Here is a 24,979-nt window from a genome sequence, read left to right as displayed (position 1 = left end):
CCCAGCCCACCCGGGCCACCAACTGCCCGGCGACCACCAGCCCGTTCGGCGCTTGCGGGCAGTCCTTTCAGCCCGTCCGGCGTTCGAGGACCAGGACCCGGGGCCCGAGGGCGGAGCCCTCGGTTTCGCGAGGGGGCGGGTAGGGGACAGGCCCCGCACGGCGGCCCCGACCCCGGCCGGCACCCGTCGCACCGCCCCACACCGCCCAGGTCCCGCGCCCCCGGCCACTCCGCACAGGAAGGGGCGCACCCGGCAGAAGCCGGATGCGCCCCTCGCGCAACGCAGACGCAGACGCGTCAGACGCCGCCCGACCGCGCGGTGTCAGCGGTTGAAACGCTCACGCGTCCGGTCGGCCGCGTCCTGCGCGCGGTCCCGCGTCCCGGACTCGCGGCCCGCGGCCTTGTCCGCGGCACGGCCCGCGGCGTCGGACGAGCGGTCCTGCTGCCCGTCCCGCTTGCCGCCCTGCTTCTTCTGCTTGGCCTGGTCGGCAAGCTCCTGCGCCTTGTCCTTGAACTGGTCTGCGATGCCCATGCTGTTCACTCCTATGTGGGTGCGTGGGGGTGGCCCCGTAAGGGCCTCGCTCAGACTTACACACCCGGACATTCATCGCATTTCGATCAGTTACGCTGCGCACGCGCCTCCCGGTCCGCCTCGCCCCCGGCCCCCACGAGCCCCTTGCTCACCCCGTCGAGCCGCGGCCCGAACCGCTTCATCTCACGCTGCCCCACGGACCCGATCACCATCGGCAGGTATCCCCGTACCGACTGCATTCCCCGCAGCCACCACTGGGCGTACACGTGCGCGGACCGTCGCTCGATCCCGGCCACGATGCGGTCCACCGCGGGTCCCAGGGGGTAGGTGCGGTTCGTCGGCCACGGCAGCCGCTGCCGCAACTCCCGCATGACGTCGTCCTCGTCGGCACCGCGCACCATGTCGGTGTCGGTCCACGACAGGTAGCCGACCCCGACCTTCACCCCCCGGTAACCGACCTCCGCCCGCAGGCTGTGCGCGAACGCCTCCACGCCCGACTTCGACGCGCAGTACGCGCTCATCATCGGCGCCGGGGTGATCGCGGCCAGCGACGCTATCTGGAGGAAGTAGCCGCGGCTCTCCATGAGTACGGGCAGGAAGGCCCGCGCCGTGACCGCGCCACCGATGAGGTTCACCTCGATGACCCGCCGCCACGCCACCGGGTCGGAGTCCACGAAGGGCCCGCCCGAGGCGACACCGGCGTTCGCGACGACCATGTCGATCTTCCCGAAGCGCTCCTTGACCTCACGGGCGACCTGCGCCATGGCCACATGGTCGGTGACGTCGGCGAACCAGTGGCCGCTCTCGCCGTGCAGCCGCTCCGCGACCTTCTTCAGTTCGTCCGGTTCCAGGCCCACCAGCGCGAGCGTCGCACCCCGCGCGGAGAGCTTGCGCGCGAGCAGCTCACCCACACCGCGCGCCGCGCCCGTGACGACGACGACCTGCCCATCGAGACTCCGCCTGCCGCTCATGCGACCTCCTCCTCGCTCACGGCCCGCGCCGCATTGTCCACAGTGACGTACAGGGCCACCAGTTCCCGGAGTTTCGCCGTGACCGCCTCGGGCGCCTCGATCGGTGTCATGTGTCCCATACCGGTCAGCTCCGTGAGCCCGAGGCTCTGCGGGAGCGCCGCCTCGATGGCCCGCGCGAGCACGGGGGGAGTCAGCCGGTCCTCCGTCCCCGCGATCACCGCCGTCGGGAGCCGCAGCTCCTGTACGCCCGCCTCGAGGTCGAGCTCGGCCAGCACGTGTCCCCAGGCGATGCGTGCCCTGCGGGGACACGCGTGCACGATCCTGGCACAGGCGTCGACCCGTTCCGGGGCCGAACCACGGCCCATGGTCGCGTACTTGAGAATGGCCTTCGAGACTCCCGTGACCGGCCCGAGCGGGGCTCGCGCCCCGAGGACCGCACGGGTGAGCCGGGTGCGGAAGGCGCCGGCCCGCATCGGCAGCACCAGGGACTCGGCGGTCAGCCGGGAGCTGCCGGTACTGCACAGGAGCACGGCCGCCCCGTGCTCGCGCACGGCATCGCGTCCGGCGGCCGCCATCAGCGTCATGCCGCCCATGGAGTGCCCGGCGAGCACGGCTTTTCGTCCCGGCGCGAGCGTGGCCCTGAGCACCGCTTCCAGATCGTCGGCCAGCGCGTGCGTGCTGTACCCGCCGGGGCCCGGCTCCGGCGAACGGCCGTGTCCCCGCTGGTCGTAGACGACGACGCGGTGGTCGGCCGCCAGGTCGCGCACCTGGGCCGCCCAGAACCGGGTGCTGCAGGTCCAGCCGTGCGCCAGGACCACGGCCGGGGCGTCCTCGGGCCCGTGCAGTTCGACGTGGAGGCGCGAGCCGTCGGCCGAGGCGACGGTCAGCTCCTGTACGGGCACCGGCGGGACGTCCGCCCGGTGCGGCAGCCGGCTCATCGTGCCGCCTCCTCGGTGAGCGTCTTCTCCCGGCCGGCCGGGACCGGGGGCCGGATGACCTCGTACTCCCCCAGGTCCACCGTGCGTGTGGCCCTGCGGAACTCCGCCGTCGTGCCCGGCCAGACCGTGGTGTTGCGCCCGTCGGCGTCGAGGTACCAGCTGGTGCAGCCGCCGGTGTTCCACACGGTCCGCTTCATGCGCTCCTGGACCCGCCGGTTCCAGGCGCCGACGGCCGAGGTCCGCGCCCCGAGTGCGGCCCGCCCGCCCAGCACGTCCAGCTGGCGCAGGTAGTCGGCCATGTAGTTCAGCTGGGACTCGATCATAAGGATCATGGAGGAGTTCCCGAGCCCCGTGTTGGGGCCGATGATGGTCATCCAGTTGGGGAAGCCCTCCGCCGTGGCGCCGCGCAGCGCCTGCATGCCGCCCTTCCAGGACTCGGCGAGCGTGATCCCCTCCGCGCCGACGACCCGTTCGGCGATGGGCATGTCCGTCACGTGGAATCCGGTGCCGAGGATGATCACGTCCGCCTCGGTCTCCGTACCGTCAGCGGCGACCACGGTGGAACCCCGTACCTCGGAGAGGCCGGAGGCGACCACGTCCACATTGGGCTGGGCGAGCGCCGGATAGTAGGCGCTGGAGAGCAGGATGCGCTTGCAGCCGATGCGGTACGAGGGGGTCAGCTTGGCCCGCAGCTCCGGGTCCTTGATCGCCCGTGCCATGTTCGCCTTGGCTATCGATTCGACCAGGCCGAGCTGGTCAGGGTGCTTGGTGAAGGCACCGACCTGCAACTCCCGGATGCCCCAGAGCAGTCCGCGGCGGGCCGTACCGGTGAACGGGAGCGCCCGGTGCAGCCACTTCTCGGCTCCGCTGATCGCGCGGTCCATGCGCGGCATCACCCAGGGCGGTGTCCGCTGGAACAGCGTGAGCCTGCTCGCCTCCCGCTGGACCTCCGGCACGATCTGGATGGCGGAGGCTCCGGTGCCGACGACGGCGACCCGCTTGCCACGCAGGTCGTAGTCGTGGTCCCAGCGGGCGGAGTGGAACACCTTGCCGGGGAAGTCGGCGAGCCCCGGGATGTCGGGCAGCTTCGGATCGGAGAGCGGGCCGGTCGCCGAGACGACCACGTCGGCGACGACCGTGGTGCCGTTCGCCGACTCGATCACCCAGTGCAGCTCGTCGTTGTCCCAGCGCATGACGGTGACTTCATGGTTCAGCCTGATGTGCGGGCGCAGCCCGAAGGTGTCGGCCACGTTCTCGAGGTAGGCACGGATGTGCTCCTGACCGGAGAAGGTGCGCGGCCAGTCGGGGTTGGGGGCGAACGAGAACGAGTACAGGTGGGACGGTACGTCGCAGGCGCAGCCCGGATAGCTGTTGTCGCGCCAGGTGCCACCGACGGACCCGGCCCGCTCCAGGACCAGGAAGTCGGTGATCCCCTCGCGGCGCAGCCGGACCGCGGCGCCGAGGCCCCCGAATCCGGATCCGATCACCGCCACTCGTACGTGCTCGTGCTGGGACATGCTGCCGCCTCCCCGCGGTACGCCTACGACTCTGCCAGCAATCACTGGCATTGTTGGGAGGGTAGAGCAGCTCCGTACTGATGGGTAGGGGGCCGGGCAAAGAAAGTTACCGGCGGTACAACATAGGGTGCGGGTGTGGCTGACGGACGCGAGCACCGTGAATACCGCATGGAGGAGCTGGCCGAGGAGGCCGGTATAACCGTGCGCACCCTGCGCTTCTACCGGGAGCGCGGGCTGATCCAGCCGCCCCGCCGCGAGGGCCGCATCGCCTGGTACGACGACCACCACCTGGCCCGGCTGCGCACCATCACCGGCCTGCTGGAACGCGGGCACACCCTGAACGGCATCGCCGACCTCGCCACCACCTTCGACAGCGGCCGGGACGTCGCCGAGGTGCTGGGCCTGGGCGAACCGACCGAGGAGATCCCGGTCCGGCTGACACCCGAGCAGCTCGCCGACTACTTCGGGGAACAGGCCACGGCGGAGAACCTCGCCGCCGCCATGGAGCTGGACTATCTCGGCACCGACGGCGACGAGATCGTCCACATCAGCCGCCGCCTGCTGGAGGTGTCGGCGGAACTCGTACGGGCCGGGGTGCCGCTCTCCGCGGTGCTCGCCTCCGGCCGGCTGGTCCGCGAGCACGCCGACGCCCTCGCCGACCTCTTCGTCCACACCCTGAGCACCCACACCGCGAACACGGACAGCGAACAACTACGCACGCTGGCGCACGCGGTGGTGGACGCGGAGCTGTCCATGGCCCTGGACCGCCGGCTGCGCGGAGAGGGCGTCACCCGGACGCAGAAGGGCCCCGGAGCCGGGGAGACCCGGGAGCCGTAGCTTCCCGCCCCGGGGGACGCGCCGGGCAGCGCGGTCGCCGGCCCGCGGCGCCGGGCAGCACGGTCGCCGGGCAGCGCGGTCGCCGGGCAGCACGGTCGCCGGGCAGCACGGTCGCCGGGCAGCGCGGTCGCCGGGCAGCGCGGTCGGCCCGCTCCGGCGGGCGGTCCGCCGCAGCGGGCGGGGCCGGCGCCCCGGCCGAACCGCCCCGGCTGCAACACGCCCCGCCCCGTACCGGTCCGGGCCCGCCCGTCGTCCGGCCGGACCGCGCGGGCGCCCCTCAGCGAGCGCGTTCCTCGTATGTGACCGTCACCGGCGCATGGTCGCTCCATCGCTCACCGTGCGTGGCGGCCCGCTCGACCCAGGCCTTCACCGCGCGTCCGGCCAGCCCGGGCGTCGCCACCTGGTAGTCGATGCGCCAGCCGGCGTCGTTGTCGAACGCCCTGCCACGGTAGGACCACCACGAGTACGGCCCCTCGACGTCCGGATGCAGCTGCCGGACGACGTCCACGTAAGCCGCCTCGTCGAAGACCCGGGTGAGCCACTCGCGCTCCTCGGGGAGGAAGCCGGAGTTCTTCCTGTTCGTCCTCCAGTTCTTGAGGTCGGCCTCGCGGTGGGCGATGTTCCAGTCGCCGCACACCACCACCTCGCGCCCCTCGGCGGCCGCCCGCACCTTCAGGCCCTGCAGATAGGGAAGGAAGGCCGCCATGAAGCGCTCCTTCTCCCCCTGCCTCTCCGTGCCGACCTCACCGGAGGGCAGGTACAGACTGGCCACCGTCACACCGGGGAGATCCACCTCGGCGTAGCGCCCGCTCGCGTCGAACTCCTCGCCCCCCGCGACACCGAAGCCGCCGAACCCGATCTGCACGCGCTCGGGTACGTGGCGCGTGTAGACGGACACCCCCGCACGCCCCTTTGCCACCGCCGGAGCATGCACGACGTGCCAGCCCTCCGGCTCCCGCACCTCCTCCGGCAGCTGCTGCGGTTCGGCGCGGACCTCCTGGAGACAGATCACATCCGCCTCGGTCTGTGCCAGCCACTCGACGAAGCCCTTCTTCGCGGCGGCGCGGAGCCCATTCACGTTTACGGTGGTAACGGTCAGCATTCCGGCACAGTACCGAGACCACCCAACGCATACATGTACCATGTCCCGCATGCTTATCCAGCCCCGGTCCTTCGATCACCCCGATGCCGTCAAACTCAACGACCAGGTGCAGCTCGAGTACGCCGAGCGCTACGGGGACGAGGGCGACATCACACCGCTCGACCCCACGATGTTCGACCCACCTCACGGGTTGTACCTGCTCGCCTACGACGAGCAGGACAGGCCCGTGGCGACCGGCGGCTGGCGTAGCCAGGAGCGGAACGCCGAGGGTTACTCCGACGGCGACGCCGAGATAAAGCGGATGTTCGTGATCCCCGAAGGCCGGGGGCGCGGCCTGGCCCGCCGCATCCTCGCCGCACTGGAGGCCGACGCCCGTACGGCCGGCCGCACCCGCATGGTCCTGGAGACCGGCGACCAGCAGCCCGAGGCGATCGCGCTGTACACGTCGAGCGGCTACACACCCTGCGAGAAGTTCGGCCACTACCGCACGTACGACAACAGCATCTGCATGGCCAAGCCGCTGTAGCCACCCACCCCGCCGGACCCCGCCCTACGGAACCCTCGCCACGCCCACGTAGAACCCACTGCGCTCGTACACCGGCGCGGTCCCGTCCCGGTACCACTCGGGCGCCGTCACCAGCCCCGGCGCGACGAGCTCCAGCCCGGCGAAGAACGGCTCGACCTCGCCGCGCGTACGCATCCGCAGCGCGATCGCACCCTTCGTGTACGCGGACTCGGTCTCCTGCCTCAGCTCCGGGTGCTGATCTGCGGTCCCGTGCGAGAGGACGAGGTAGCTGCCCGAGGGCAGCGCCTCGACCAACGTGCGGGTGATGCCGTACGGGTCGTGGTCGTCGGGCAGGAAGTGCATCAGCGCGATGAGGGACAGGGCGACCGGCCGCCCGAAGTCCAGGAACTTCGCCGCGTGTTCGAGAATCGCCTCGGGCTGCCTCACATCCGCCTGGATGTAATCGGTCGCACCCTCGGGATGACTCACCAGCAGCGCTTCCGCGTGACGCAGCACGATGGGGTCGTTGTCCGCGTAGACGACCCTGGCCCGCGGTACGACGGCCTGCACGATCTGATGGAGGTTCGGCGCCGTGGGGATGCCGGTGCCGATGTCCAGGAACTGGTCGATCCCCTGCCCCGCCAGCCAGGCGGAGGCCCGGTGCATGAAGGCCCGGTTCCGCGCCGCGTTGGCCCGGGCCTCGGCCGGCAGTTTCTCCCCGACCTCCTGGTCGACCGGGTAGTTGTCCTTGCCGCCGAGAAGCCAGTCGTAGACGCGCGCCGGATGGGGCTTGCCGGTGTCGATACGGGAGCTGGGTATACCGGCCGTCACAGTGGGCCCTCCATACGAACCACGAGCAGACACCCCGCACCTGCCCCGCACGACACTCAACGGCGGTCACCGGGAGGGCTGGAGAGCGAGGACCGCCCAGGTTACCGGGTGGTCGCTTCTTCGCGCAGCACACCCGATGCCTGGACCGGTGCGAGACGCCGGGACGGCCTGGTGTGCTGCGTCCCGGCGGCGGGACGGGGAGGGCGGGGCGACGAACAGGCCCCGGAAGCACGAGATCCTGCCCGATCCTGTCATCGGACGGGACCTCGTGTCTGTGGTCGCGGCACTTCTCTGCTGTACTGCTCGCCCTCGGGAACGGATCGATACGGGTGGTGGAACCGTGAGTGCAGGCAGCCGCGGAGTGCTGGGAGTCGTGGGTACGGCAACCGATGGAGTCGAGCGACTACGCACCGGACTGGTGGAGCCGGCCATCGCCCTCGGCTGGCAGGTGGCCGTGACCCTGACGCCGAGTGCCGGCCGCTGGCTGCGGGCAAACGGCGAGTGGGACCGACTGGAAGCACTGACCGGCCTGCCGGTGCGGGATGCGCCTCGCCTGCCGGCTGAGCCCCGCCCCCACCCGGTCGCCGACTGCTACGTGGTCGCCCCGGCAAGCGCGAACTACGTCGCCAAGCTCGCGACGGGGATCGCCGACAATCAAGCCCTGACGCAAGTGAGCGAGGCCTTGGGCACCCTCGGCCTCCCGGTCGTGGTGTTCCCGCGGATCAACACAGCACATGCGCGGCATCCGGCGTGGGAGGGACACATCGAGACCCTTCGGAACGCAGGCGTCGAGCTGGTGTACGGGCCTGACGTCTGGTCATTGGACGAACCGCGCCGGGGCCCCGCAGATCGAGAGCTTCCGTGGGCCGCGATCTTGGGGTCCGCGCACCGGGTACCGGGGAATTGAGTCGGACCTTCGCTCAATCCGTCGTGGCAGCGATTTCACCGTGGGTTCGCATTCCGCACCCACCGCAGATGAACGGCCCCTGACGGCCACAACCACCGGACACCGGACCGGCGCATCGGAGAATTCGCCGAACTCGACAAGCTCACCGCCCTGGCCGCCCATGCCCGGCGCCTGATCGGAGCGCCACGAAGGCGGCCTGCCTGATGCGGACGACGTCCCGGAGGGCCGAGGCGACGCGGAAGACACTGCGCAAGCTCGGCAAGCACCTGGGTCGGCAAGATCCGGGGTCGTTGCTGTACTCCACTGCTGTACGACAGCTCAAAGCCCCTACCAGGTGAACCCGGTAGGGGCTTTGACGTGCGGTGGACCTGTGGGGATTTGAACCCCAGACCCCCTCGATGCGAACGAGGTGCGCTACCAGACTGCGCCACAGGCCCTTGCAACGAGTGAAACTCTAGCACCCTCATCGGGGTGCTCGGAAATCCGTATCCCGCAGGTCAGCCGAGTCGGCCTCGCCAGGTCTCACTCGTTGGCCGCGCGCGGCCGGTCCTCGTCGTCGTACTGGTCGAAGAGCGGGGTGCGACCTCGGTCGCGGGTGCGCCGGGGCTGGTTGGCGCGTCGGCGTGGCGCCGGGTCCGCGTCGGGGGCGACAGGGTGCGAGGTGCCCGTCTGGGTGGGCTCGGCCGCGCTGGAGCGGGCCGCGCTCCAGGTCTCCGGATCACCGACCTCCACCCCGCCCGTGGCGCGCGGGGCGACGGGTGCGGTGACGTAGGTCGGCAGCGGAACCGGGACCGGTTCCCAGCTGTCGCCCTGGGCCGGGCCGCGTTCGCGCTGCTGGTCGACCCACTCGGCGTGGTCCGTCTGCTCGACGAGCGCCCGGCGGCCGGCCTCCTGCGGGGAGACCGTGGGCGTGGGGACCGGCGCTTCGGGCTCCTCGTCGGGCTCGGCGGGAGCCGTCGCGGCGGGCTGGTGCCGTCGGGGGCGGTTCTCACGGAGCCGCTGCGCGGCGTCCTCCGCCCGGCGCCGGTCCATGGTGAACACGAAGCGACGCCGTTCCTGCGACCGCAGGTGCACGATGTACGCGCTCAGCAGCACGGCGGGCACGGCAGGCGCCCACAGGAAACGCAGTCCGCCGACCGCCGCGACGACCGCACCCAGCGTGAACGCCAGGAAAAGGACGGTCGTCGTACGCCGGCGGCGCGCCAGGACCTGGGAGCGCCGGGCGCGGCGCTCGCGCTCCGTCTCCGCGCCTGGCACGCGCGAGCGCCTGACAGGCGCGGGGCGTGGTGACTGCGCCGGAGGAAGCTCCGCACCCGGGCGTTCGTGCGCCGGATCGCGCAACCGGGCTTCCGTATGCGCCTGGGGCGCGGCGAAGGCCCGGACGTCCACGGACTCCCATCGGTCCGTGACTGCATCCGGGTCCACGTCGGCGGACGCCTCCTCGGCACCGCGCTCCTGCAACTCCTTGGCGTATCGGCGCTCCATGGCCGCCCGTCCGGACAGCAGCCGGATGGCGGTGCTGAAGCGTTCCGTCGGACGGGCCTCGTTGAGCTCGTCCTGCCTTCGGAGCCACATCGGCACCAGGTAGGCGGCCCAGGCCCCGACGATGACTGCGTAGATGAGGCCGCTGCTGCTCACGCTCACACCGTAGAGGGGTTTGCACGGCGGCATCCGCCAATTGGCCCGGTGTGTCGCACGATCCGGCTGATATCACGGACTTTTTTTGTGATTGTTCGGATCACCGCTCGACGTGACTGGATCCCTTTACGGTCGGAGAGCGATCAAATTCGAACACTTATTTCATTTCTCCGGGCGGGTGCGGCGCACCCGGCCGTACTCTGCGCCAACGCCGCAGAAGGCTGTCCGGCACTTCCTCCGCCGTGAGGGCGAAGATCAGGTGGTCGCGCCACGCACCGTCGATGTGCAGATAGCGCGGGCGAAGCCCTTCCTCCCGGAATCCGAGTTTCTCCACGACCCTCCGGCTGGGGGCGTTCTCGGGCCGAATGCACACCTCGATCCGGTGCAGCCCGACCGTGCCGAAACAGTGGTCGACGGCCAGCGCCACCGCGGTGGGCACGACCCCGCGGCCCGCCACACTCCGGTCGACCCAGTAGCCGACATGGCCCGAGCACATCGAACCCCAGGTGATCCCGGCAACCGTCAACTGCCCGACGAGACGCCCCTCGTACTCGATGGCGAAGGGCAGCATCCGGCCCGCGTTCGCCTCGGCACGCAGGTGCCTGACCATCTGCCGGTAGGTGGGACGCTGGGCGACCGGACCGCCGGGGGCGGGCGGCGGGACGGTCGCCTCCCAGGGCCGGAGCCAGTCGCGGTTGCGCCGGTTGACCTCACGCCACTCGCGCTGGTCCCGCAGCTTTATCGGACGGAGAGTGATCTCGCCGTCCGTCAGGGTCACCGGCCAGGTCGGGACGTTCAGCTCGGGCTCCCCGGTCGGGGGTGGTCGCCGCCGCGAAGCTGGTCGACGGCGTGCACCAGAAGCCTGCTCAGGACGGCCAGACCGTCGCGGACACCGCCGGTGGACCCGGGCAGATTCACGATGAGCGTGCCGTTCGCGACACCCGCGAGGCCGCGGGAGAGCGCGGCGGTGGGCACCTTGTCCCGGCCCTCGGCACGGATCGCCTCGGCGATGCCCGGGATCTCCCGGTCCAGGACGCCGCGCGTGGCCTCGGGGGTGCGGTCGGTGGGTGAGATGCCCGTACCGCCGGTGGTGACGATCACGTCGTAGCCGGCCGCCGCACCCGCCCGCAGAGCGGCCTCCACGGGGTCGCCGTCGGGAACGACCTGCGGGCCGTCGACGGCGAACCCGAGGTTCGTGAGTGCCTCGGCGATGATCGGGCCGCCCCGGTCCGCGTAGACACCGGCCGACGCGCGGTTCGAGGCGGTCACGACGAGGGCGGAGCGGGTGGGCCCGCCGTCCCCCCGCGCATCCGTGGCCGGCGTGCTCATGCGTCCGCCCCCTCCGGCGCGGGACGCCGGTAGTCACCGGACTTGCCGCCCGACTTCGCCTCGACCCGGACGTCCGTGATCACGGCGCTCTTGTCGACCGCCTTGATCATGTCGATCACCGTGAGCGCGGCGACCGAGACGGCGGTCAGGGCCTCCATCTCGACACCCGTACGGTCCGTGGTCTTCACGGTGGCCAGGATCTCCACCGCGTCGTCGGCGACGCTCAGATCGACCTTCACGCCGGACACGGCGAGCGGGTGGCAGAGCGGGATGAGGTCCGGGGTGCGCTTGGCCCCCATGATCCCGGCGATCCTCGCGGTGGCCAGCGCGTCACCCTTGGGGACGCCCTCGCCCCTGAGGAGCTCGACGACACGCGGCGACACCAGAACCCTGCCGCTCGCCCGGGCGACGCGTGCCGTGACGTCCTTCTGCGACACATCGACCATGCGGGCCGCGCCCGCCTCGTCGATGTGCGTCAGTCTGTTCTGCGTACTCAACTCACTCCGCCTAGCGGTAGGGCGCCGATGCCCGCTCGGCCCGCACCGAGGTGGGGGCCGGGGGCCCGGGGGCTTCCCCCGGTAAGGCACAGCGCCAGATACCGTACCGCCACCGCGCGGAAGTCAGCGGAGGAGGATCACCTCGGTCTCCGTGCCGGGCTCGGCGGAGGTGACGTCCTCGGGCAGCACGATCAGCGCGTCCGCCTGCGCGAGGGCGGCGATCAGATGCGATCCGGCGCCGCCGACCGGAGTGACGGTGCCCGCCTCGGCGTCGTAGGTGCCCCGCAGGAACTGGCGTTTGCCGGCTGGCGAGGCGAGGGCCTTGTCGATGCTCAGCCCGGCCCGGACCGTCGGCCGGTGGACGTCCGGGAGACCCATCAGGGCCCGGATCGCCGGCCGTACGAACAACTCGAAGGAGACGTACGAGGAGACCGGATTGCCGGGCAGTGCCAGCAGCGGCGTGTGGTCGGGGCCGATCGATCCGAAGCCCTGCGGTTTGCCCGGCTGCATGGCCAGCTTCCGGAACTGGATGCCGCTGCCCGGCTCGTCCTCGTCGCCGACGTAGGAGAGGGCCTCCTTGACCACGTCGTACGCGCCGACGCTCACGCCACCGGTGGTGACGACAATGTCGGCACGGATGAGCTGGTCCTCGATCGTGGCGCGCAGCGTGGCCGCGTCGTCGGCGACGGCGGGGACACGGTAGGCGATGGCCCCGGCGTCGCGCGCCGCGGCCGTCAGCGCGAAGCTGTTGGAGTCGTAGATCCGGCCGCCGGTCAGCGCCTCGCCCGGCTGGACCAGCTCACTGCCGGTCGAGACCACGACGACCCGCGGACGGGGCCGCACCTTCACCGTGGAGCGCCCGATGGCGGCGAGGAGCCCGATCTGCGCCGGACCGACGACGGCGCCCGCGCGGAGCGCCAGGTCTCCGGGCCGCACGTCGCTGCCCCGCGCCCGGACATGGGCGCGGGCCTGCACGGGGCGGTGGACGCGGACCTCTCCGCTCGCGCCTTCCGGCGCTTCGCTGTGGGCCCGCATGGCCGCTGCCGGGCCACCGCCCGTGCCGCCGTCGGTCCACTCGACCGGGACGACCGCCTCGGCCCCTGCGGGCAGCGGGGCACCGGTCATGATGCGGGCCGCCTCGCCCGGGCCGACGGAGCGGCCGTCGGGCAGCCCTCCGTCGCCCGCCGCAACGTCACCGATGACGGTGAGCACGGCGGGGAACTCCTCGTCGGCGCCCTCGAGATCGGAGACCCGGACGGCGTACCCGTCCATCGAGCTGTTGTCGAAGGGCGGAAGGGCGACCTCCACCACGACGTCCTCGACGAGGACGCAGCCCTGGGCATCGGGCAGTTGCAGCTCGATCGGCTCGAGTGGTCTCACCGCCGCGAGGATGTCGTCCAGGTGCTCGTCAACCGACCAGATCGTGCCGCTCAAGCTGTTACAACTCCTCGGTGACGTAACTGCGCAGCCAGGTCCGGAAGTCCGGGCCCAGATCCTCACGTTCGCACGCGAGTCTGACAATGGCACGCAGATAGTCTCCGCGGTCCCCGGTGTCATAGCGGCGGCCCTTGAAGACGACGCCGTGCACAGGGCCGCCGATCTTCTCGTCCTCGGCCAGCAGTTGCAGCGCGTCGGTGAGCTGGATCTCGCCGCCGCGGCCGGGCTCGGTCCGGCGCAGTATGTCGAAGACCGCGGGGTCCAGGACGTAACGGCCGATGATGGCGAGGTTGCTGGGCGCGTCGGCCGGGTCGGGCTTCTCCACCAGCCCCGTGACGCGTACGACGTCGCTGTCCGTCGTGGCCTCGGTGGCCGCGCAGCCGTACATGTGGATCTGTGCCGGGTCGACCTCCATGAGGGCGATGACGCTGCCGCCCTCGCGCTCCTGGATCTCGACCATCCGTGCGAGCAGGGGGTCGCGCGGGTCGATCAGGTCGTCGCCGAGGAGGACGGCGAAGGGCTGGTCGCCCACGTGCGGCGCCGCGCACAGGACAGCGTGGCCCAGGCCTCGCGGGTCGCCCTGGCGGACGTAGTGCATGGTGGCCAGGTCGCTCGACTCCTGGACTTTGGAGAGGCGCTCGTCGTCCCCCTTGCGGGTCAGTGCCGACTCCAGCTCGTAATTCCGGTCGAAGTGGTCCTCCAGGGGACGCTTGTTGCGACCGGTGATCATCAGCACGTCGGAGAGGCCTGCGGTGACCGCCTCTTCGACGACATACTGGATGGCGGGCTTGTCGACGACAGGCAGCATCTCCTTGGGAGTGGCCTTGGTCGCCGGCAGGAACCGGGTGCCAAGACCTGCAGCTGGGATGACAGCTTTGCTGATCCTGGGGCGCGACTGAGTCATGCGCTGAACTCTAACCGCTGGACATGGGCGGAAGATGAGCGTCCGGTTAACTTCGCCCTCATATGAACCCATACGCGAGGTACGTGAGCACCTGTTGAACGACGACATGTCCCGAAAGACCCTCCTACGGCGCGAACTGCTGGCCGCCCGCCGTCTCCTGACCTCCCAGGACGTGACGGACGCCGCCGAGCTCCTCGCCTCCTGCGCCGCCGCCCTCCCCGAGCTCATTGGCGCCCGGACGGTGGCGGCGTACGTCTCCGTAGGGCGCGAGCCGGGCACGCACGCGCTCCTGGACCTCCTGCGCGCCCGGGGTGTGCGGGTGCTGCTGCCGGTGCTCCTGGCGGACAACGACCTGGACTGGGCGGCGTACCGGGGTGCCGGTCACCTCGTGCCCGCCGGGCGGGGCCTGCTGGAGCCGGACGGCGACCGCCTCGGTCCTGACGCGGTCCTCGACGCGGACGTGGTCCTGCTGCCCGGACTCGCCGTGGACCGGCGCGGCATGCGGCTCGGCCGCGGCGGGGGCAGCTACGACAGGGTGCTGGCCCGGCTGTCGGCGGCCGGGGCCCGTCCCGCCCTGGCCGTCCTGCTGTACGACGACGAGGTGGTCGCGCAGGTCCCGGAGGAACCGCACGACCACCCCGTGGACGCCGTGATCACGCCGGTGCGGGCGCTGCGCTTCACGCGCTGACGGCGGACCCCGGCCTGCCGGGCGTCAGGACGGTTTCTTGAGCGTCAGCGTGTCGACCGTGGACTGGCCGACCGCGTTGGTCCCGAAGGACCAGTCGAGGAGCTCACCGTCGACCCACTTGTCGGTCTGATCCGTGTAGTGCGCGCTGAAGGCGTGCCCGGAAGCGCCGGTGAGGTTGATCCAGCGGGACTTGTCCCAGTCCCCCACGTTGACGACCATCCGCATCGACGGGACCCAGATGACGTCGTAGCCGCCCGCCGCGTTCCATCCGGTCGCATCGACCGCGGCCTCGCCGCCGCCGAGGTGCCAGGGGCCGCGGTTGAGTGCGCGCTGCAGGAGACCCGGGCCCTCGGTGCCGAGTGTCTGGTTGCGCAGGGTCAGCTGGTGCAGCCGGCCCCAGCTCCAGGTGCTGATGTCCTTGCCGAGCTCGGCGGTGAGTTCCCAGCGGGCGTCCTCCATCGCACGGGCGAAGAGTTCGTCACGGCTGTCGATCGCCTTTTCGCGCCCCTTGGCCGGGACCTTCCACCACTCGTTGTCCGTGTCGTCGAGGATGCCGTCGACGACCTCGTACCAGCGGTCGCCGCCGTCCGGCTGCGCCGCGTCGGGGTCGCGCTGACCGCACTCCCGTACGAGCCTGTTCCGCTCGTCCACCGGCCCGGTGCCGAGGGCGGGCTGGACGTACAGGCAGTCGCCCTTGGCGCGCATCTCCTTGGGGAGCTTGTTGCCGAAGGCGAGCTTGAGGATGTTGCGCCAGACGCCGTTGAAGTACGCGGCCGCGGCCGAGTCGGGCTCCTGGGTGTAGTCCCAGCCCTCGAGCAGCTTCTGCGCCTCACGGACGCTCTTGTCGGAGACGCCGATCTTCAGCAGCTCGGGCACCAGCTCGGCGGCGATGGTGCTGTGGTTGTCCATCTGCAGCTGCTGCATGTCGTCGGTCGAGATCTTCCCGCCGCCCTTGATCTTCGACTCGATGAGGTCGTTGATCCGCTGACTGCGGGCGCCGTAGCCCCAGTCCTTGGTCAGCAGGGGGCCGTAGTCCTTCTCGTCGATCACGGCCTGGTTGGCGGTGACGATGTAGCCGCGCTCCGGGTCGTACTCGTACGGCAGCTCGTCGAAGGGGACCGGGTCCTTCTTCCAGCCGTAGTCCGAGGTCCAGCCGGGGCTCGGCAGGGTGCCGTCGCCCTTGACGCGGACCGGGATCTTGCCCGGGGCCTGGTAGCCGATGTGGCCGTCGGTGTCCGCGTAGATGAGGTTCTGCGAGGGCACCTCGAAGTGCTCGGCCGCCGCCCGGAAGGTCGTGAAGTCCTTGGCGCGGTTCATCTCGAAGACCGCGTCCATCGACTTTCCGGGTTCCAGCGCGGTCCACTTCAGCGCGACCGCGTAGCCGTCCCCCCGGTCGGGGGCCGAGTTGGTGACGGGGGCCTTCTTGCCCACCTTCTCCAGCTCGTTGCTGCGGTCGGAGACCAGCGGACCGTTGTTGGTCTCGCGGACGGTGATCTTCCGGCTCTTGCCGCCCGCGACCTTGATGGTCTCCTCGCGGGTGACGAAGGGCTCGGTCCTGCCGTCGTACTGGTAGCCGTCGCCCGAGACCTTCTCCAGGAAGAGGTCGGTGACGTCGGCGCCGAGGTTGGTGAAGCCCCACGCGATGTCCTGGTTGTGACCGATGATCACACCGGGCATCCCGGAGAACGTGTAACCCGCCGTGTCGTACCGGCAGGTGTCCGAGAGCTGACGGCAGTGCAGCCCCATCTGGTACCAGAGCGAGGGCAGCATCGGCGCCAGGTGCGGGTCGTTGGCCAGCAGGGGCTTGCCGGTCGTCGTGTAGTCGCCGGAGACGACCCAGGAGTTCGATCCGATGCCGCTCCCGTTGGGGCCCAGCAGCGCGGGGATCTCGTCGAGGGTGTCGGAGAGGGCGGAGAGCTGGGTGTTCAGGCCGTCGGTGGCGTCCTGGACGGTGCTCGAGCCGATGCCGTCCGACGGCTCGGCGTCCTGGTCGAACTTCCCCGTGACGGGGTCGACCGCGCCCTGCTCGACGATCGGCTTGTTCTTCTTGTACGGATAGGCCGGGTAGAGGTCCTCGATCTGCTTCTCGCCGAGCCTGCTGGTCATCAGCGAGCGGTCGATCTCGTCCTGCATGTTGCCGCGCAGGTCCCAGGCCATCGCCTTGAGCCAGGCGACCGAGTCGACCGGGGTCCACTCGGTGGGCTTGTAGTCGTTGGTCAGGCCGAGTGCCGCGTACTCCACGGAGATGTCCTGGCCGTCCTTGCCCTCCAGGTACGCGTTCACTCCGTCCGCGTAAGCCCGCAGGTTCTTCTTGGTGTCCTCGTCCAGGACCTCGTCGTACTCCTTCTGCGCGACCTGACGCCAGCCCAGCGTCCGCAGGAAGGCATCGGTCTCGACCTGGCCGGAGCCGAACATCTCGGAGAGCCGGCCCGACGTCATGTGACGGCGGACGTCCATCTCCCAGAACCGGTCCTGGGCCTGGACGAAGCCCTGGGCCCGGAAGAGGTCGCTGTCGGAGTCCGCGTAGATCTGCGGGATCCCGTAGTCGTCGCGTTTGACGTCGACGTTGCCGGTGAGGCCCTTGAGCTCGATCGAACCGGTGGTCTGCGGATATGAGGCCCGGACCGTGGAAACGGACCAGAAGGCGCCGTAACCGATACCCGCGACGAGCGCCAGCACCAGGACGATCACGAGCAGGCGGGCGCGTCGCCCCTTCTTCCTGCCGGACTTCTTCGCATCGGAAGAACCGGAAGGGGCGGTTGTATTGGCGGGCATCGCTGTCCTTCGAGGGGCAGGGTGGTCCTGGGAGTGCAGGAGCAACCATAGGCGCCCTGCCGAAGCCACTCGGACGCGGTACGGAGATGCCTCCATTTGCGTACTGCTCGCACGAACACTCGAAGCGTCAAGAAAACGTTAAAGATTAGGTAAGGTAACGAAGTACTGGCCGCCGGAGGCCGATCCGGAAGGCGTACGCAGGGAAGGAACGGACCCTGACTGTCCACGCGCTCAACGAACTTCTGCTCGTCTGCTCACTCGTCCTGCTGGTCGCCGTGGCGGCCGTACGCATCTCGTCCCGCAGCGGACTCCCCAGCCTGCTCCTGTACCTCGGCATCGGCATCGCCATGGGCCAGGACGGCTTCTTCGACGTCAAGTTCGACAACGCCGAGTTGACCCAGGTGATCGGCTACGCCGCCCTTGTCGTCATCCTCGCCGAGGGCGGTCTGGGCACGAAGTGGAAAGAAGTCAGGCCCGCCCTCCCGGCGGCGGCCATGCTGTCGACCGTCGGCGTGGGCATCAGCGTGGGTGTCACCGCGGGCGCGGCACACTACCTCGTCGGCCTGGAATGGCGGCAGGCCCTGATCATCGGCGCCGTCGTCTCGTCCACCGACGCGGCTGCGGTCTTCTCCGTGTTGCGCAAGGTCCCCCTCCCCTCCCGCATCACGGGCGTGCTGGAGGCCGAGTCGGGCTTCAACGACGCCCCCGTGGTCATCCTCGTCGTCGCGTTCTCCACGGTCGGCCCCGTGGAGCACTGGTACGTCCTGGTGGGCGAGATAGCCCTGGAGCTGGCCATCGGCGCGGCCATCGGCCTCGCCGTGGGCTGGCTCGGCTCCTTCGGCCTGCGCCATGTGGCACTGCCCGCGTCCGGGCTCTACCCGATCGCCGTCATGGCCATCGCGGTGTCGGCGTACGCGGCCGGCGCCATGGCCCACGGCAGCGGGTTCCTGGCCGTCTACCTGGCCGCGATGGTCCTCGGCAACTCCAAGCTGCCGCACTGGCCGGCCACCCGGGGCTTCGCGGACGGGCTCGGCTGGCTGGCGCAGATCGGCATGTTCGTCCTGCTCGGCCTGCTGGTCACCCCGCACGACCTGATCGACGACTTCTGGCCCGCCGTGGTCGTGGGGCTGGTCCTCACCGCCGTCGCACGGCCGCTGTCGGTCTTCATCAGCCTGGTGCCGTTCCGGCTGCCGGGGCGCGAGAAGGCCCTGATGTCCTGGGCGGGACTGCGTGGCGCCGTACCCATCATCCTGGCGACCATCCCGATGGTGTCCGGGATCGAGGGCAGCACCCGGGTCTTCAACATCGTCTTCGTGCTCGTCATCGTCTACACGCTGATCCAGGGGCCCACCCTGCCCTGGCTCGCCAAGGCCCTGAAGATCGCCGACGACCCCTCCGAAACCGCGGACCTGGGCATCGAATCGGCGCCCCTGGAGCGGCTGCGCGGGCATCTGCTGTCCGTCGCGGTCCCCGGGAAGTCGAAGATGCACGGCGTGGAGGTCGCCGAACTGCGGCTGCCGGCCGGGGCAGCCGTCACCCTCGTCGTACGGGAAGGCAAGAGCTTCGTGCCCGCGCCGTCCACGGTGCTACGGCGCGGGGACGAACTCCTGGTCGTCGCGACCGACCCGGTGCGTGACGCGGCCGAGGCACGCCTGCGTGCGGTCGGCCGGGGCGGCAAGCTGGCCGGCTGGCTGGGGGCCGGCGGGGCCGGGCGTCAGGACGACGCCTCCCTGGACCTGCCGCACGTCATGAAGCTGGCGAAGAAGCTGGGCCGGGGCGGCGAGGGCGGGTCTTCCGCCCGGGGCGGCTCACCGGCCGGCGGCACGCGGCGCCGGCCGGGCAGCGCTTCGGGGGGCACGAAGGCCCGCCACTGAACAGAGGTGGTGACGGGGACCTCAGGCGCAATCACAGGCACACCTGCCCCCTCGCCTGTAAGATGAAGGACTGCTACCCCATTGATTCACCCGATTTGATTTGATCGACCAACTCTGCCTGATGCAGAGCTGGCGCGACCGTATGGCGGTCGTGGCGTCTCTCGCCTCTGGAGCGAGCGCCCGGCATCTACCGCAGTCCCGCGCGAAGAGGACAGCTCTCGGCAGCGCCCGCAGGAGCCCGGCACCCCGGTGCCGGCCCGAGGGAGCAAGGCCACCAGGCGGCAGAAAGGCATGGACCGTGGCGTCCACGGTCTCCGACCGCCCCGGTTACGGGCAGTTGCTGCGCACCCCGGGTGCGTGGACCTTCCTTCTCCCGGGCTTCGCCGCCCGGCAGCCCTTCGCGATGCTGACCATCAGCATCGTGCTCCTGGTTCAGCACACCACCGGTTCGTACGGCAGTGCGGGCGCCGTGGCCGCCGCGTCCGGCGTCTCGATGGCCCTGTTCGCCCCGCAGAGCGGCAGGCTCGCCGACCGGTTCGGCCAGCGCGCGGTTCTGCTGCCCGGCGTCCTGGTGCACGCCGTCTCCGTCGGAACGCTCACGGCGCTCGCCCTGGTTCACGCGCCCCTGTGGGTGCTGTTCCTCGCGGCCGTGCCCACCGGGGCCTCCATCCCGCAGGTCGGGCCCATGGTCCGCGCCCGCTGGGCGGCCCGGCTCGGTGCCGCCCCTGGGCGGCCCGCGTCCCCCCTGATGGCCACGGCCGCCGCTTTCGAGTCCGTGACGGACGAGTTCACCTTCGTCATCGGCCCCGTGCTCGCCACCGCGCTGTGCACCGGCGTGCACCCGGCGGCCGGGTTGGTCGCCGAGGCGGCGCTGACGCTCGTCGGCGGTGTCCTGTTCGCCGCCCGGCGCTCCACCGAGCCGGCCGTCCGGAGTGCGGCGACCGCCGCCGAGCCGCACCGCTCGGCACTCTCCGTACCGGGCGTACGTGTCCTCGCGATCACCTTCCTGGGCATCGGCGCCGTCTTCGGGGGCATGCAGGTCTCCCTGACCGCGTTCTCCGAGGAGATCGGGCGTCCGGGCGTCAACGGTCTGCTCTACGGGATCTTCGCGGCCGGCAACATGCTGGCCGGGATCGCCTGTGGCGCCATCGCCTGGAAGAGCAGTCCGCGCCGTCGGCTGATCGTCGGGTACGTGGCCCTGACACTGACCGCGTCCGGGCTCTGGGCGGTCCACTCCGTGCCGCTGCTGGCCGGTCTCGGGCTGCTGGTCGGCCTCTGCATCGCCCCCGCGCTGATCAGCGGCTACACGCTGGTCGAGGCGCTGGTGCCGGCCTCCGCCCGAACCGAGGCCTTCACGTGGCTGACGGGCGCGGTGGCGCTCGGCCAGGCGGCCGCCGTCACCGCGGCCGGACAACTCGCGGACGCCCATGGCGCGAGCACCGGTTTCGTGGTCCCCCTGGCCGGGACGGCGCTGGCCCTGGTGACCCTCCTTGCCCTGCGCTCACGGCTGGCACCCCGGCCGCAGGGACGGACGGTGGCACGTGGGATCGGTCACCGCGAGCCGGTCGCAGTGGACTGATGGCTCGGAATACGTCAGTATGGAGCGTCGTTAGCACTCATTGAGTGAGAGTGCCAGGAGGAGCAAGTGCCGACCTATCAGTACCAGTGCACCGAATGCGGCGAGGGCCTCGAGGCGGTGCAGAAGTTCACCGATGATGCTTTGACCGTGTGCCCGAACTGCGAGGGACGCCTCAAGAAGGTGTTCTCGGCGGTCGGCATCGTCTTCAAGGGTTCCGGTTTCTACCGGAACGACAGCCGCGGCTCCTCGTCGAGCAGCACGCCGGTCACCCCGAAGGCGTCCGGTTCGTCCACCACGCCGTCCTCGTCGGGATCGGATTCCAAGCCGGCGGCTTCGGCGTCCACCTCGTCCTCGACGTCCTCGTCCTCGTCGTCGACGTCCTCGTCGTCGAGCAGTACGTCGGCCGCCTGAGACCGCGCGTACACCACAGGCTTCGCAGGGACCCCGCTGATCACTCGGCGGGGTCCCTGTCGTGTCCACCCCGCGGTTAGTGTGACCGCATGGCGAACGCAGAAGCAGCTACAGCGGAAATCGGTGTCATCGGCGGATCGGGCTTCTACTCCTTCCTGGAGGACGTGACCGAAGTCCAGGTGGAGACCCCGTACGGGGCACCGAGCGACTCCCTCTTCCTGGGCGAGATCGCGGGCCGCCGGGTGGCCTTCCTCCCCCGCCACGGGCGCGGCCACCACCTGCCGCCGCACCGCATCAACTACCGCGCCAATCTCTGGGCCCTGCGTTCCCTCGGCGTCCGCCAGGTACTGGGCCCGTGCGCCGTCGGCGGCCTGCGCCCGGAGTACGGGCCGGGCACCCTGCTCGTACCGGATCAACTGGTGGACCGGACCAAGGCCCGCACCCAGACGTACTACGACGGCGAGACGCGGAGCGACGGCGTCCGACCGAACGTGGTGCATCTCGGATTCGGCGATCCCTACTGCCCCGAGGGACGCAGGGCCGCCCTGGCGGCGGCACGGGGACGCGACTGGGAACCGGTGGACGGCGGGACGCTGGTGGTGGTCGAAGGTCCCCGTTTCTCGACCCGCGCGGAATCACGCTGGCACGCGGCCATGGGCTGGTCCGTCGTCGGGATGACGGGGCACCCGGAGGCCGTACTCGCTCGCGAACTAAGCCTGTGTTACACGACGTTGACCCTGGTGACCGACCTCGACGCGGGTGCCGAAGCCGGTGACGGCGTCAATCACGGGGAGGTTCTGGAGGTGTTCGCGGCCAATGTGGACCGCCTGCGGTCGGTGCTGTTCGACGCCGTGGCCGCGCTGCCCAAGGGCGAGGACCGCGACTGCGTGTGCGCCCACGGGCTGGACGGGATCGAGACCGGGGTGGAGCTCCCTTAGGTCAGGTCGGCGGCTCACGCACGCCGCCGACTCGTACGGGCTCGTACGGGCGTGGCTCGTACGGGCGTGGCTCGTACGGGCTCGTACGGGCGGCCGAGTTGTCCACAACGTGAGGGCTGTCCACAGGCACCAGCGAGGTTCGTCATCTCGGGGGAGGGTGAGCGAGTCCGTCTCGTACGCCCCTCACGACTGGTGGTGTTGGCCATGTTCCCGTCGGTGCCCGATACGCGTCCCGCGCCTCCCGCGCCCTGCGGCATCCCACCCTTCGCGCCCCTGCGTGTGCGCGGCGGGGGTGGCGGGAGGCTGCGGCGCACGCTGCGGGGACACCGCCGCGCGACGGCGGCCGGCTTCGCCCTGTCCTGCGCCGTGTTCGCCGTCTCGGGTCTCGGGGGTTCCGGCTCCGGCGGCGTGGCTCAGGCGGGAGCGGAGGGGAGGGCCTCGGCCGGGGGTGACGCACGGCCCGGACCGGAGGCGGACCGGCGGCGCGTCCGGCTCGTGTCCGCACCCGTGCGGATCGCCGACGCGGCAACGGTCGGCCTGCTCCGGCCGGGAGACCGGGTCGATGTGATCGCGGCGCACGAGGGGGAGCCGAGAGCCCGCCTCGTGGCGAAGGACGTACGGGTCACGAGGATCCCGCGCGGTCCTGACGGCTCGCTACCGGCCTGGGCGTCCGGGCCCGGCGGCGCGCCCGACCATGGCGGCGGGGCGCTGGTCGTTCTCGCCGTGCGGCGCGAGACCGCGGCGGCCCTGGCGGGCGCCGGTGCGTCGGGGAGGCTCGTCCTGGCGGTGTCACGTGCCGGGTAGCCGGTGCCGTCCCCGGGGCGATCAGGTGTGGTGCGGCGGCTTCTCGTCGAGGAAACGCGCCAGGTCGGCGGCACTGCCACCGGCCGGAGCCCGCTCGCCCCACCCCTGGTCCGTATCGTCCGCGGACTGCCGGTCCAGCGGATCGTCGAAGATCAGAACCGGCCTCGGCCTTGGCTCCTGCGGCGGCTGCTCGTGCGGCCGCGACGGCTTCGACTCTCGCGGTCCGGGGGCGGGGGCGGTACTCATGTCTCCAAGGGTACGGCGGCGCTCAGCGATCCTTCGGGTCGAGCAGCCACAGCCCCAGGACGGCGAGGAACGAAAGGCAGAGGAAGCCCGCACCCCACCAGGCCGTACCGGTGCTGCCCTCCATCCACTCGTCGACGACCACCGTCAGCCCCCACAGCTGCCCGACGACGACGCTCAGAGCCAGCACCAGCCGGGCCGTCAGCTTCGCGGAGCGCTCGGGTTCCTGCTCGCTGCCCGCTCCGGGCCCGGGCCCGGTGTGGCGCACCCGTGGATCGCCATAGCCACTGGTGGGCCGGATCTGGGGATAGCGCTCATGGAGGGGGCGGTTCAGCTCGAGGCGCTCACTGCCCGGGTGGTAGTCCGGATACGGCGATCCGGGGGTGCCGGGAGGCCGTGGCGGTTCGACGGGATCCAGTGGTTCGGTCATGTCCGCCCCCCTTGGGCAGAGGCACCGGACGGTGCCGCGGGGGGTGGCGCCTCGGCGCCGCCTCCGGTGCCGGGGCAGCCGATCCTGGCGGCGAGGTCCGGGCGGTCCTGGCCGATCTGGCGGCACAGGCCCTCCTCGGCGCTCTCGCCGGATCGGGTGGTGCCCACGGCCCAGATGCTGCCGTCGTCCAGCTCGGCCAGCACCACTTTGGGCAGTCCGCGGGGCGGCGGGCCCGCGGTGACCTCACCGGTCCGGGCGTCGAAGACGCCTTCGTGGCAGGGGCAGTACAGCTCGCCCTCCGTGCCGCGGTCCTTGCGCCAGAGCACGGCGCAGGCCAGGTGGGTGCAGACGGCGGAGTAGCCGGCGAGGGTGCCGTCGTCCAAGCGGACGGCCACCGCCCGATCCTCCTCGCCCGGGTAGCGGAAGGCGAGTGATTCACCGGGGAGCAGTCGTGCGGCGATCTGCTTCGGCTCAGGCACCCTGCCACCCGGCTCGTCCCCGTGCCGGTGGAGGATGCCGGCGGCCACGCCCAGACCGCCCAGCGCGAGACCGCCGGAGACGGTGGTGACGATCCGGAGGTAGTCGCGCCGGGTGGTCAGCGCATCGGCGGCGATCCTGTCGTGCAGCGCCGCACGGGGGTCACCGGCTGCGTTCCGGTCGTTGCCCGGTTGCTCCTGGTCGGTGATGCTCATCGGCGGACGTCCTTCCCGTTGATCTCGACGACGGGAAGTCCACCGGGGACCGGCCACTGGACCCGCTCCGCGGGTACGACCATGGCCACGCCGGTGCGTACCTCGCTCTCGCCGAAGACGAACGTGTCGGCCACCTGGACTCCTGGACGCTCGGCCTGGAGTTCCTCGACGGTGCCGTAGAAGAGTGCGCCGGTCGGGCAGACGGTGGCGCACATGGGTGCGAGTCCGTAGGCGGTGCGGTCGTAGCAGAGGTTGCACTTCAACTGCAGCTTGGCCTGGAGGTCGATCTTGGGTACGCCGAAGGGGCAGGCGTTGACGCAGTTGGCGCAGCCGATGCAGCGGGTGGCGTCGGCCTCCTGCACGACGCCGTCGGCGGTCACCAGGATCGCGTCGGCGGGGCAGACCTCCGCGCAAGGGGCCACCGGGTCCTCGCAGTGCATGCAGACCGTGGGAAGGGAGGCGACGGATACGCCCTCGTCGGTGTAGTCGAGGTGAATCATCGACTTGCCGCGGTGCGAGTCGCATTCCCGGCAGGCGGAGACACAGGCCTGGCAGCCGATGCAGCGCCCCGGGTCGATGAAGATCGTTCTGCCCATCATCC

At 71.0% G+C, this 24,979-nt stretch carries 26 protein-coding genes and 1 tRNA gene; 9 read left to right on the top strand and 18 right to left on the bottom strand.

Annotated elements, in window-relative coordinates; translation table 11 throughout:
• Positions 1–321 precede the first annotated feature (321 nt).
• The 4 genes from QFZ58_RS21840 to QFZ58_RS21825 all read right to left on the bottom strand — a co-directional run bounded on the left by QFZ58_RS21840 (position 322) and on the right by QFZ58_RS21825 (position 3,957).
• On the bottom strand, positions 322–531 hold the full coding sequence (locus QFZ58_RS21840) for a hypothetical protein (protein ID WP_307126591.1): 210 nt from the start codon (positions 529–531) through the stop codon (positions 322–324).
• 86 nt (positions 532–617) lie between these two features.
• Complete coding sequence (locus tag QFZ58_RS21835) at positions 618–1,502, bottom strand: SDR family oxidoreductase (protein ID WP_307126590.1); 885 nt, start codon at positions 1,500–1,502, stop codon at positions 618–620.
• A complete protein-coding gene (locus QFZ58_RS21830) occupies positions 1,499–2,440 on the bottom strand; it encodes an alpha/beta fold hydrolase (protein ID WP_307126589.1) in 942 nt (313 codons plus the stop codon). Before QFZ58_RS21830 ends, QFZ58_RS21835 begins: the two co-directional genes overlap by 4 nt.
• Complete coding sequence (locus QFZ58_RS21825; RefSeq protein WP_307126588.1) at positions 2,437–3,957, bottom strand: NAD(P)/FAD-dependent oxidoreductase; 1,521 nt, start codon at positions 3,955–3,957, stop codon at positions 2,437–2,439. Before QFZ58_RS21825 ends, QFZ58_RS21830 begins: the two co-directional genes overlap by 4 nt.
• A 168-nt stretch (positions 3,958–4,125) precedes the next feature.
• Here QFZ58_RS21825 and QFZ58_RS21820 point away from each other — a divergent pair, with 168 nt between their 5' ends.
• Positions 4,126–4,794 carry a MerR family transcriptional regulator gene (locus tag QFZ58_RS21820; protein WP_307128949.1) on the top strand — a complete coding sequence of 223 codons (669 nt, stop codon included), beginning with the start codon at positions 4,126–4,128 and terminating at the stop codon, positions 4,792–4,794.
• Positions 4,795–5,071: 277 nt separating this feature from the next.
• On the opposite strand, the gene QFZ58_RS21815 is transcribed toward QFZ58_RS21820, so the two are convergent.
• Entirely contained in the window at positions 5,072–5,896 is an 825-nt protein-coding gene (locus tag QFZ58_RS21815) for an exodeoxyribonuclease III (RefSeq protein WP_307126587.1), read from the bottom strand.
• Between the two features lie 49 nt (positions 5,897–5,945).
• On the opposite strand from QFZ58_RS21815, the gene QFZ58_RS21810 reads away from it, so the two are divergent.
• Entirely contained in the window at positions 5,946–6,422 is a 477-nt protein-coding gene (locus QFZ58_RS21810; RefSeq protein WP_307126586.1) for a GNAT family N-acetyltransferase, read from the top strand.
• 24 nt (positions 6,423–6,446) lie between these two features.
• Here the strand turns inward: QFZ58_RS21810 and QFZ58_RS21805 are convergent, their stop codons facing one another.
• Positions 6,447–7,232, bottom strand: coding sequence for an SAM-dependent methyltransferase (locus QFZ58_RS21805; protein ID WP_307126585.1), 786 nt, complete (start codon positions 7,230–7,232; stop codon positions 6,447–6,449).
• A gap of 373 nt (positions 7,233–7,605) precedes the next feature.
• Here QFZ58_RS21805 and QFZ58_RS21800 point away from each other — a divergent pair, with 373 nt between their 5' ends.
• Positions 7,606–8,139 carry a flavoprotein gene (locus QFZ58_RS21800; protein WP_307126584.1) on the top strand — a complete coding sequence of 178 codons (534 nt, stop codon included), beginning with the start codon at positions 7,606–7,608 and terminating at the stop codon, positions 8,137–8,139.
• Between the two features lie 363 nt (positions 8,140–8,502).
• Here QFZ58_RS21800 and QFZ58_RS21795 read toward each other — a convergent pair.
• The 7 genes from QFZ58_RS21795 to galU all read right to left on the bottom strand — a co-directional run bounded on the left by QFZ58_RS21795 (position 8,503) and on the right by galU (position 13,944).
• Positions 8,503–8,576, bottom strand: a tRNA-Ala gene (locus tag QFZ58_RS21795).
• An 85-nt stretch (positions 8,577–8,661) separates the two neighbouring features.
• Positions 8,662–9,810, bottom strand: a complete 1,149-nt coding sequence (gene glpR / locus QFZ58_RS21790) for a gephyrin-like molybdotransferase receptor GlpR (protein ID WP_307126583.1) — start codon at positions 9,808–9,810, stop codon at positions 8,662–8,664.
• Positions 9,811–9,934: 124 nt separating this feature from the next.
• The gene (locus QFZ58_RS21785; protein ID WP_307126582.1) at positions 9,935–10,555 is read right to left on the bottom strand and encodes a GNAT family N-acetyltransferase; all 621 of its coding nucleotides are present in this window, start codon (positions 10,553–10,555) and stop codon (positions 9,935–9,937) included.
• Between the two features lie 17 nt (positions 10,556–10,572).
• Complete coding sequence (locus tag QFZ58_RS21780) at positions 10,573–11,106, bottom strand: molybdenum cofactor biosynthesis protein B (RefSeq protein WP_307126581.1); 534 nt, start codon at positions 11,104–11,106, stop codon at positions 10,573–10,575.
• Positions 11,103–11,603 (bottom strand): cyclic pyranopterin monophosphate synthase MoaC, encoded by a 501-nt coding sequence (gene moaC, locus QFZ58_RS21775; protein ID WP_307126580.1) that lies wholly within the window; start codon positions 11,601–11,603, stop codon positions 11,103–11,105. The genes QFZ58_RS21780 and moaC overlap by 4 nt, the downstream gene beginning before the upstream one ends.
• Positions 11,604–11,726: 123 nt before the next feature.
• Positions 11,727–13,037: a gephyrin-like molybdotransferase Glp gene (glp, locus tag QFZ58_RS21770; RefSeq protein WP_307126579.1), complete on the bottom strand. Its 1,311-nt coding sequence runs from the start codon at positions 13,035–13,037 to the stop codon at positions 11,727–11,729.
• 4 nt (positions 13,038–13,041) lie between these two features.
• On the bottom strand, positions 13,042–13,944 hold the full coding sequence (galU, locus tag QFZ58_RS21765; protein WP_307126578.1) for a UTP--glucose-1-phosphate uridylyltransferase GalU: 903 nt from the start codon (positions 13,942–13,944) through the stop codon (positions 13,042–13,044).
• 106 nt (positions 13,945–14,050) lie between these two features.
• On the opposite strand from galU, the gene QFZ58_RS21760 reads away from it, so the two are divergent.
• A complete protein-coding gene (locus QFZ58_RS21760; RefSeq protein ID WP_307126577.1) occupies positions 14,051–14,632 on the top strand; it encodes a 5-formyltetrahydrofolate cyclo-ligase in 582 nt (193 codons plus the stop codon).
• A 24-nt stretch (positions 14,633–14,656) separates the two neighbouring features.
• Here QFZ58_RS21760 and QFZ58_RS21755 read toward each other — a convergent pair whose 3' ends face one another.
• Positions 14,657–17,407, bottom strand: a complete 2,751-nt coding sequence (locus tag QFZ58_RS21755; protein WP_307126576.1) for a penicillin acylase family protein — start codon at positions 17,405–17,407, stop codon at positions 14,657–14,659.
• Positions 17,408–17,682: 275 nt separating this feature from the next.
• Between QFZ58_RS21755 and QFZ58_RS21750 the strand changes: the two genes are divergently transcribed.
• The 5 genes from QFZ58_RS21750 (at position 17,683) to QFZ58_RS21730 (ending at position 23,013) form a co-directional block, all read left to right on the top strand.
• Positions 17,683–19,281, top strand: coding sequence for a potassium/proton antiporter (locus QFZ58_RS21750; protein WP_307126575.1), 1,599 nt, complete (start codon positions 17,683–17,685; stop codon positions 19,279–19,281).
• Between the two features lie 298 nt (positions 19,282–19,579).
• The gene (locus QFZ58_RS21745; protein WP_307126574.1) at positions 19,580–20,860 is read left to right on the top strand and encodes an MFS transporter; all 1,281 of its coding nucleotides are present in this window, start codon (positions 19,580–19,582) and stop codon (positions 20,858–20,860) included.
• 66 nt (positions 20,861–20,926) lie between these two features.
• Positions 20,927–21,271, top strand: coding sequence for an FmdB family zinc ribbon protein (locus QFZ58_RS21740; RefSeq protein ID WP_307126573.1), 345 nt, complete (start codon positions 20,927–20,929; stop codon positions 21,269–21,271).
• A gap of 89 nt (positions 21,272–21,360) precedes the next feature.
• Positions 21,361–22,209 carry an S-methyl-5'-thioadenosine phosphorylase gene (locus QFZ58_RS21735; protein WP_307126572.1) on the top strand — a complete coding sequence of 283 codons (849 nt, stop codon included), beginning with the start codon at positions 21,361–21,363 and terminating at the stop codon, positions 22,207–22,209.
• Between the two features lie 204 nt (positions 22,210–22,413).
• Positions 22,414–23,013: an RcpC/CpaB family pilus assembly protein gene (locus QFZ58_RS21730; RefSeq protein ID WP_307126571.1), complete on the top strand. Its 600-nt coding sequence runs from the start codon at positions 22,414–22,416 to the stop codon at positions 23,011–23,013.
• A gap of 21 nt (positions 23,014–23,034) precedes the next feature.
• Here the strand turns inward: QFZ58_RS21730 and QFZ58_RS21725 are convergent, their stop codons facing one another.
• From QFZ58_RS21725 to QFZ58_RS21710, 4 genes are read right to left on the bottom strand one after another with little or no spacing between them, the layout of a single operon-like run.
• Positions 23,035–23,259, bottom strand: coding sequence for a hypothetical protein (locus tag QFZ58_RS21725; RefSeq protein ID WP_307126570.1), 225 nt, complete (start codon positions 23,257–23,259; stop codon positions 23,035–23,037).
• Between the two features lie 22 nt (positions 23,260–23,281).
• Positions 23,282–23,686, bottom strand: coding sequence for a hypothetical protein (locus QFZ58_RS21720; protein ID WP_307126569.1), 405 nt, complete (start codon positions 23,684–23,686; stop codon positions 23,282–23,284).
• Positions 23,683–24,378, bottom strand: coding sequence for a ubiquinol-cytochrome c reductase iron-sulfur subunit (locus tag QFZ58_RS21715; protein ID WP_307126568.1), 696 nt, complete (start codon positions 24,376–24,378; stop codon positions 23,683–23,685). Before QFZ58_RS21715 ends, QFZ58_RS21720 begins: the two co-directional genes overlap by 4 nt.
• Complete coding sequence (locus QFZ58_RS21710; RefSeq protein ID WP_307126567.1) at positions 24,375–24,977, bottom strand: 4Fe-4S dicluster domain-containing protein; 603 nt, start codon at positions 24,975–24,977, stop codon at positions 24,375–24,377. Before QFZ58_RS21710 ends, QFZ58_RS21715 begins: the two co-directional genes overlap by 4 nt.
• Positions 24,978–24,979 lie beyond the last annotated feature (2 nt).

The organism is Streptomyces sp. B1I3 (genome assembly GCF_030816615.1).
In the GTDB taxonomy this organism is placed as follows: domain Bacteria; phylum Actinomycetota; class Actinomycetes; order Streptomycetales; family Streptomycetaceae; genus Streptomyces.
Note: the sequence above shows the minus strand (reverse complement) of the source record. Positions and strands in the feature narration are given on the sequence as shown.

What these genes read in the sequence shown, in the direction of transcription:
- QFZ58_RS21835 (WP_307126590.1), bottom strand. Translation starts at nt 1,502, where the DNA reads ATGAGCGGCAGGCGGAGTCTCGATGGGCAGGTCGTCGTCGTCACGGGC.
- QFZ58_RS21780 (WP_307126581.1), bottom strand. Translation starts at nt 11,106, where the DNA reads ATGAGCACGCCGGCCACGGATGCGCGGGGGGACGGCGGGCCCACCCGC.
- QFZ58_RS21810 (WP_307126586.1), top strand. Translation starts at nt 5,946, where the DNA reads ATGCTTATCCAGCCCCGGTCCTTCGATCACCCCGATGCCGTCAAACTC.
- QFZ58_RS21815 (WP_307126587.1), bottom strand. Translation starts at nt 5,896, where the DNA reads ATGCTGACCGTTACCACCGTAAACGTGAATGGGCTCCGCGCCGCCGCG.
- QFZ58_RS21710 (WP_307126567.1), bottom strand. Translation starts at nt 24,977, where the DNA reads ATGATGGGCAGAACGATCTTCATCGACCCGGGGCGCTGCATCGGCTGC.
- QFZ58_RS21735 (WP_307126572.1), top strand. Translation starts at nt 21,361, where the DNA reads ATGGCGAACGCAGAAGCAGCTACAGCGGAAATCGGTGTCATCGGCGGA.
- glpR (WP_307126583.1), bottom strand. Translation starts at nt 9,810, where the DNA reads ATGCCGCCGTGCAAACCCCTCTACGGTGTGAGCGTGAGCAGCAGCGGC.
- QFZ58_RS21720 (WP_307126569.1), bottom strand. Translation starts at nt 23,686, where the DNA reads ATGACCGAACCACTGGATCCCGTCGAACCGCCACGGCCTCCCGGCACC.
- QFZ58_RS21760 (WP_307126577.1), top strand. Translation starts at nt 14,051, where the DNA reads ATGTCCCGAAAGACCCTCCTACGGCGCGAACTGCTGGCCGCCCGCCGT.
- galU (WP_307126578.1), bottom strand. Translation starts at nt 13,944, where the DNA reads ATGACTCAGTCGCGCCCCAGGATCAGCAAAGCTGTCATCCCAGCTGCA.
- QFZ58_RS21820 (WP_307128949.1), top strand. Translation starts at nt 4,126, where the DNA reads ATGGAGGAGCTGGCCGAGGAGGCCGGTATAACCGTGCGCACCCTGCGC.
- QFZ58_RS21725 (WP_307126570.1), bottom strand. Translation starts at nt 23,259, where the DNA reads ATGAGTACCGCCCCCGCCCCCGGACCGCGAGAGTCGAAGCCGTCGCGG.
- QFZ58_RS21730 (WP_307126571.1), top strand. Translation starts at nt 22,414, where the DNA reads ATGTTCCCGTCGGTGCCCGATACGCGTCCCGCGCCTCCCGCGCCCTGC.
- QFZ58_RS21755 (WP_307126576.1), bottom strand. Translation starts at nt 17,407, where the DNA reads ATGCCCGCCAATACAACCGCCCCTTCCGGTTCTTCCGATGCGAAGAAG.
- QFZ58_RS21715 (WP_307126568.1), bottom strand. Translation starts at nt 24,378, where the DNA reads ATGAGCATCACCGACCAGGAGCAACCGGGCAACGACCGGAACGCAGCC.
- QFZ58_RS21825 (WP_307126588.1), bottom strand. Translation starts at nt 3,957, where the DNA reads ATGTCCCAGCACGAGCACGTACGAGTGGCGGTGATCGGATCCGGATTC.
- QFZ58_RS21830 (WP_307126589.1), bottom strand. Translation starts at nt 2,440, where the DNA reads ATGAGCCGGCTGCCGCACCGGGCGGACGTCCCGCCGGTGCCCGTACAG.
- QFZ58_RS21840 (WP_307126591.1), bottom strand. Translation starts at nt 531, where the DNA reads ATGGGCATCGCAGACCAGTTCAAGGACAAGGCGCAGGAGCTTGCCGAC.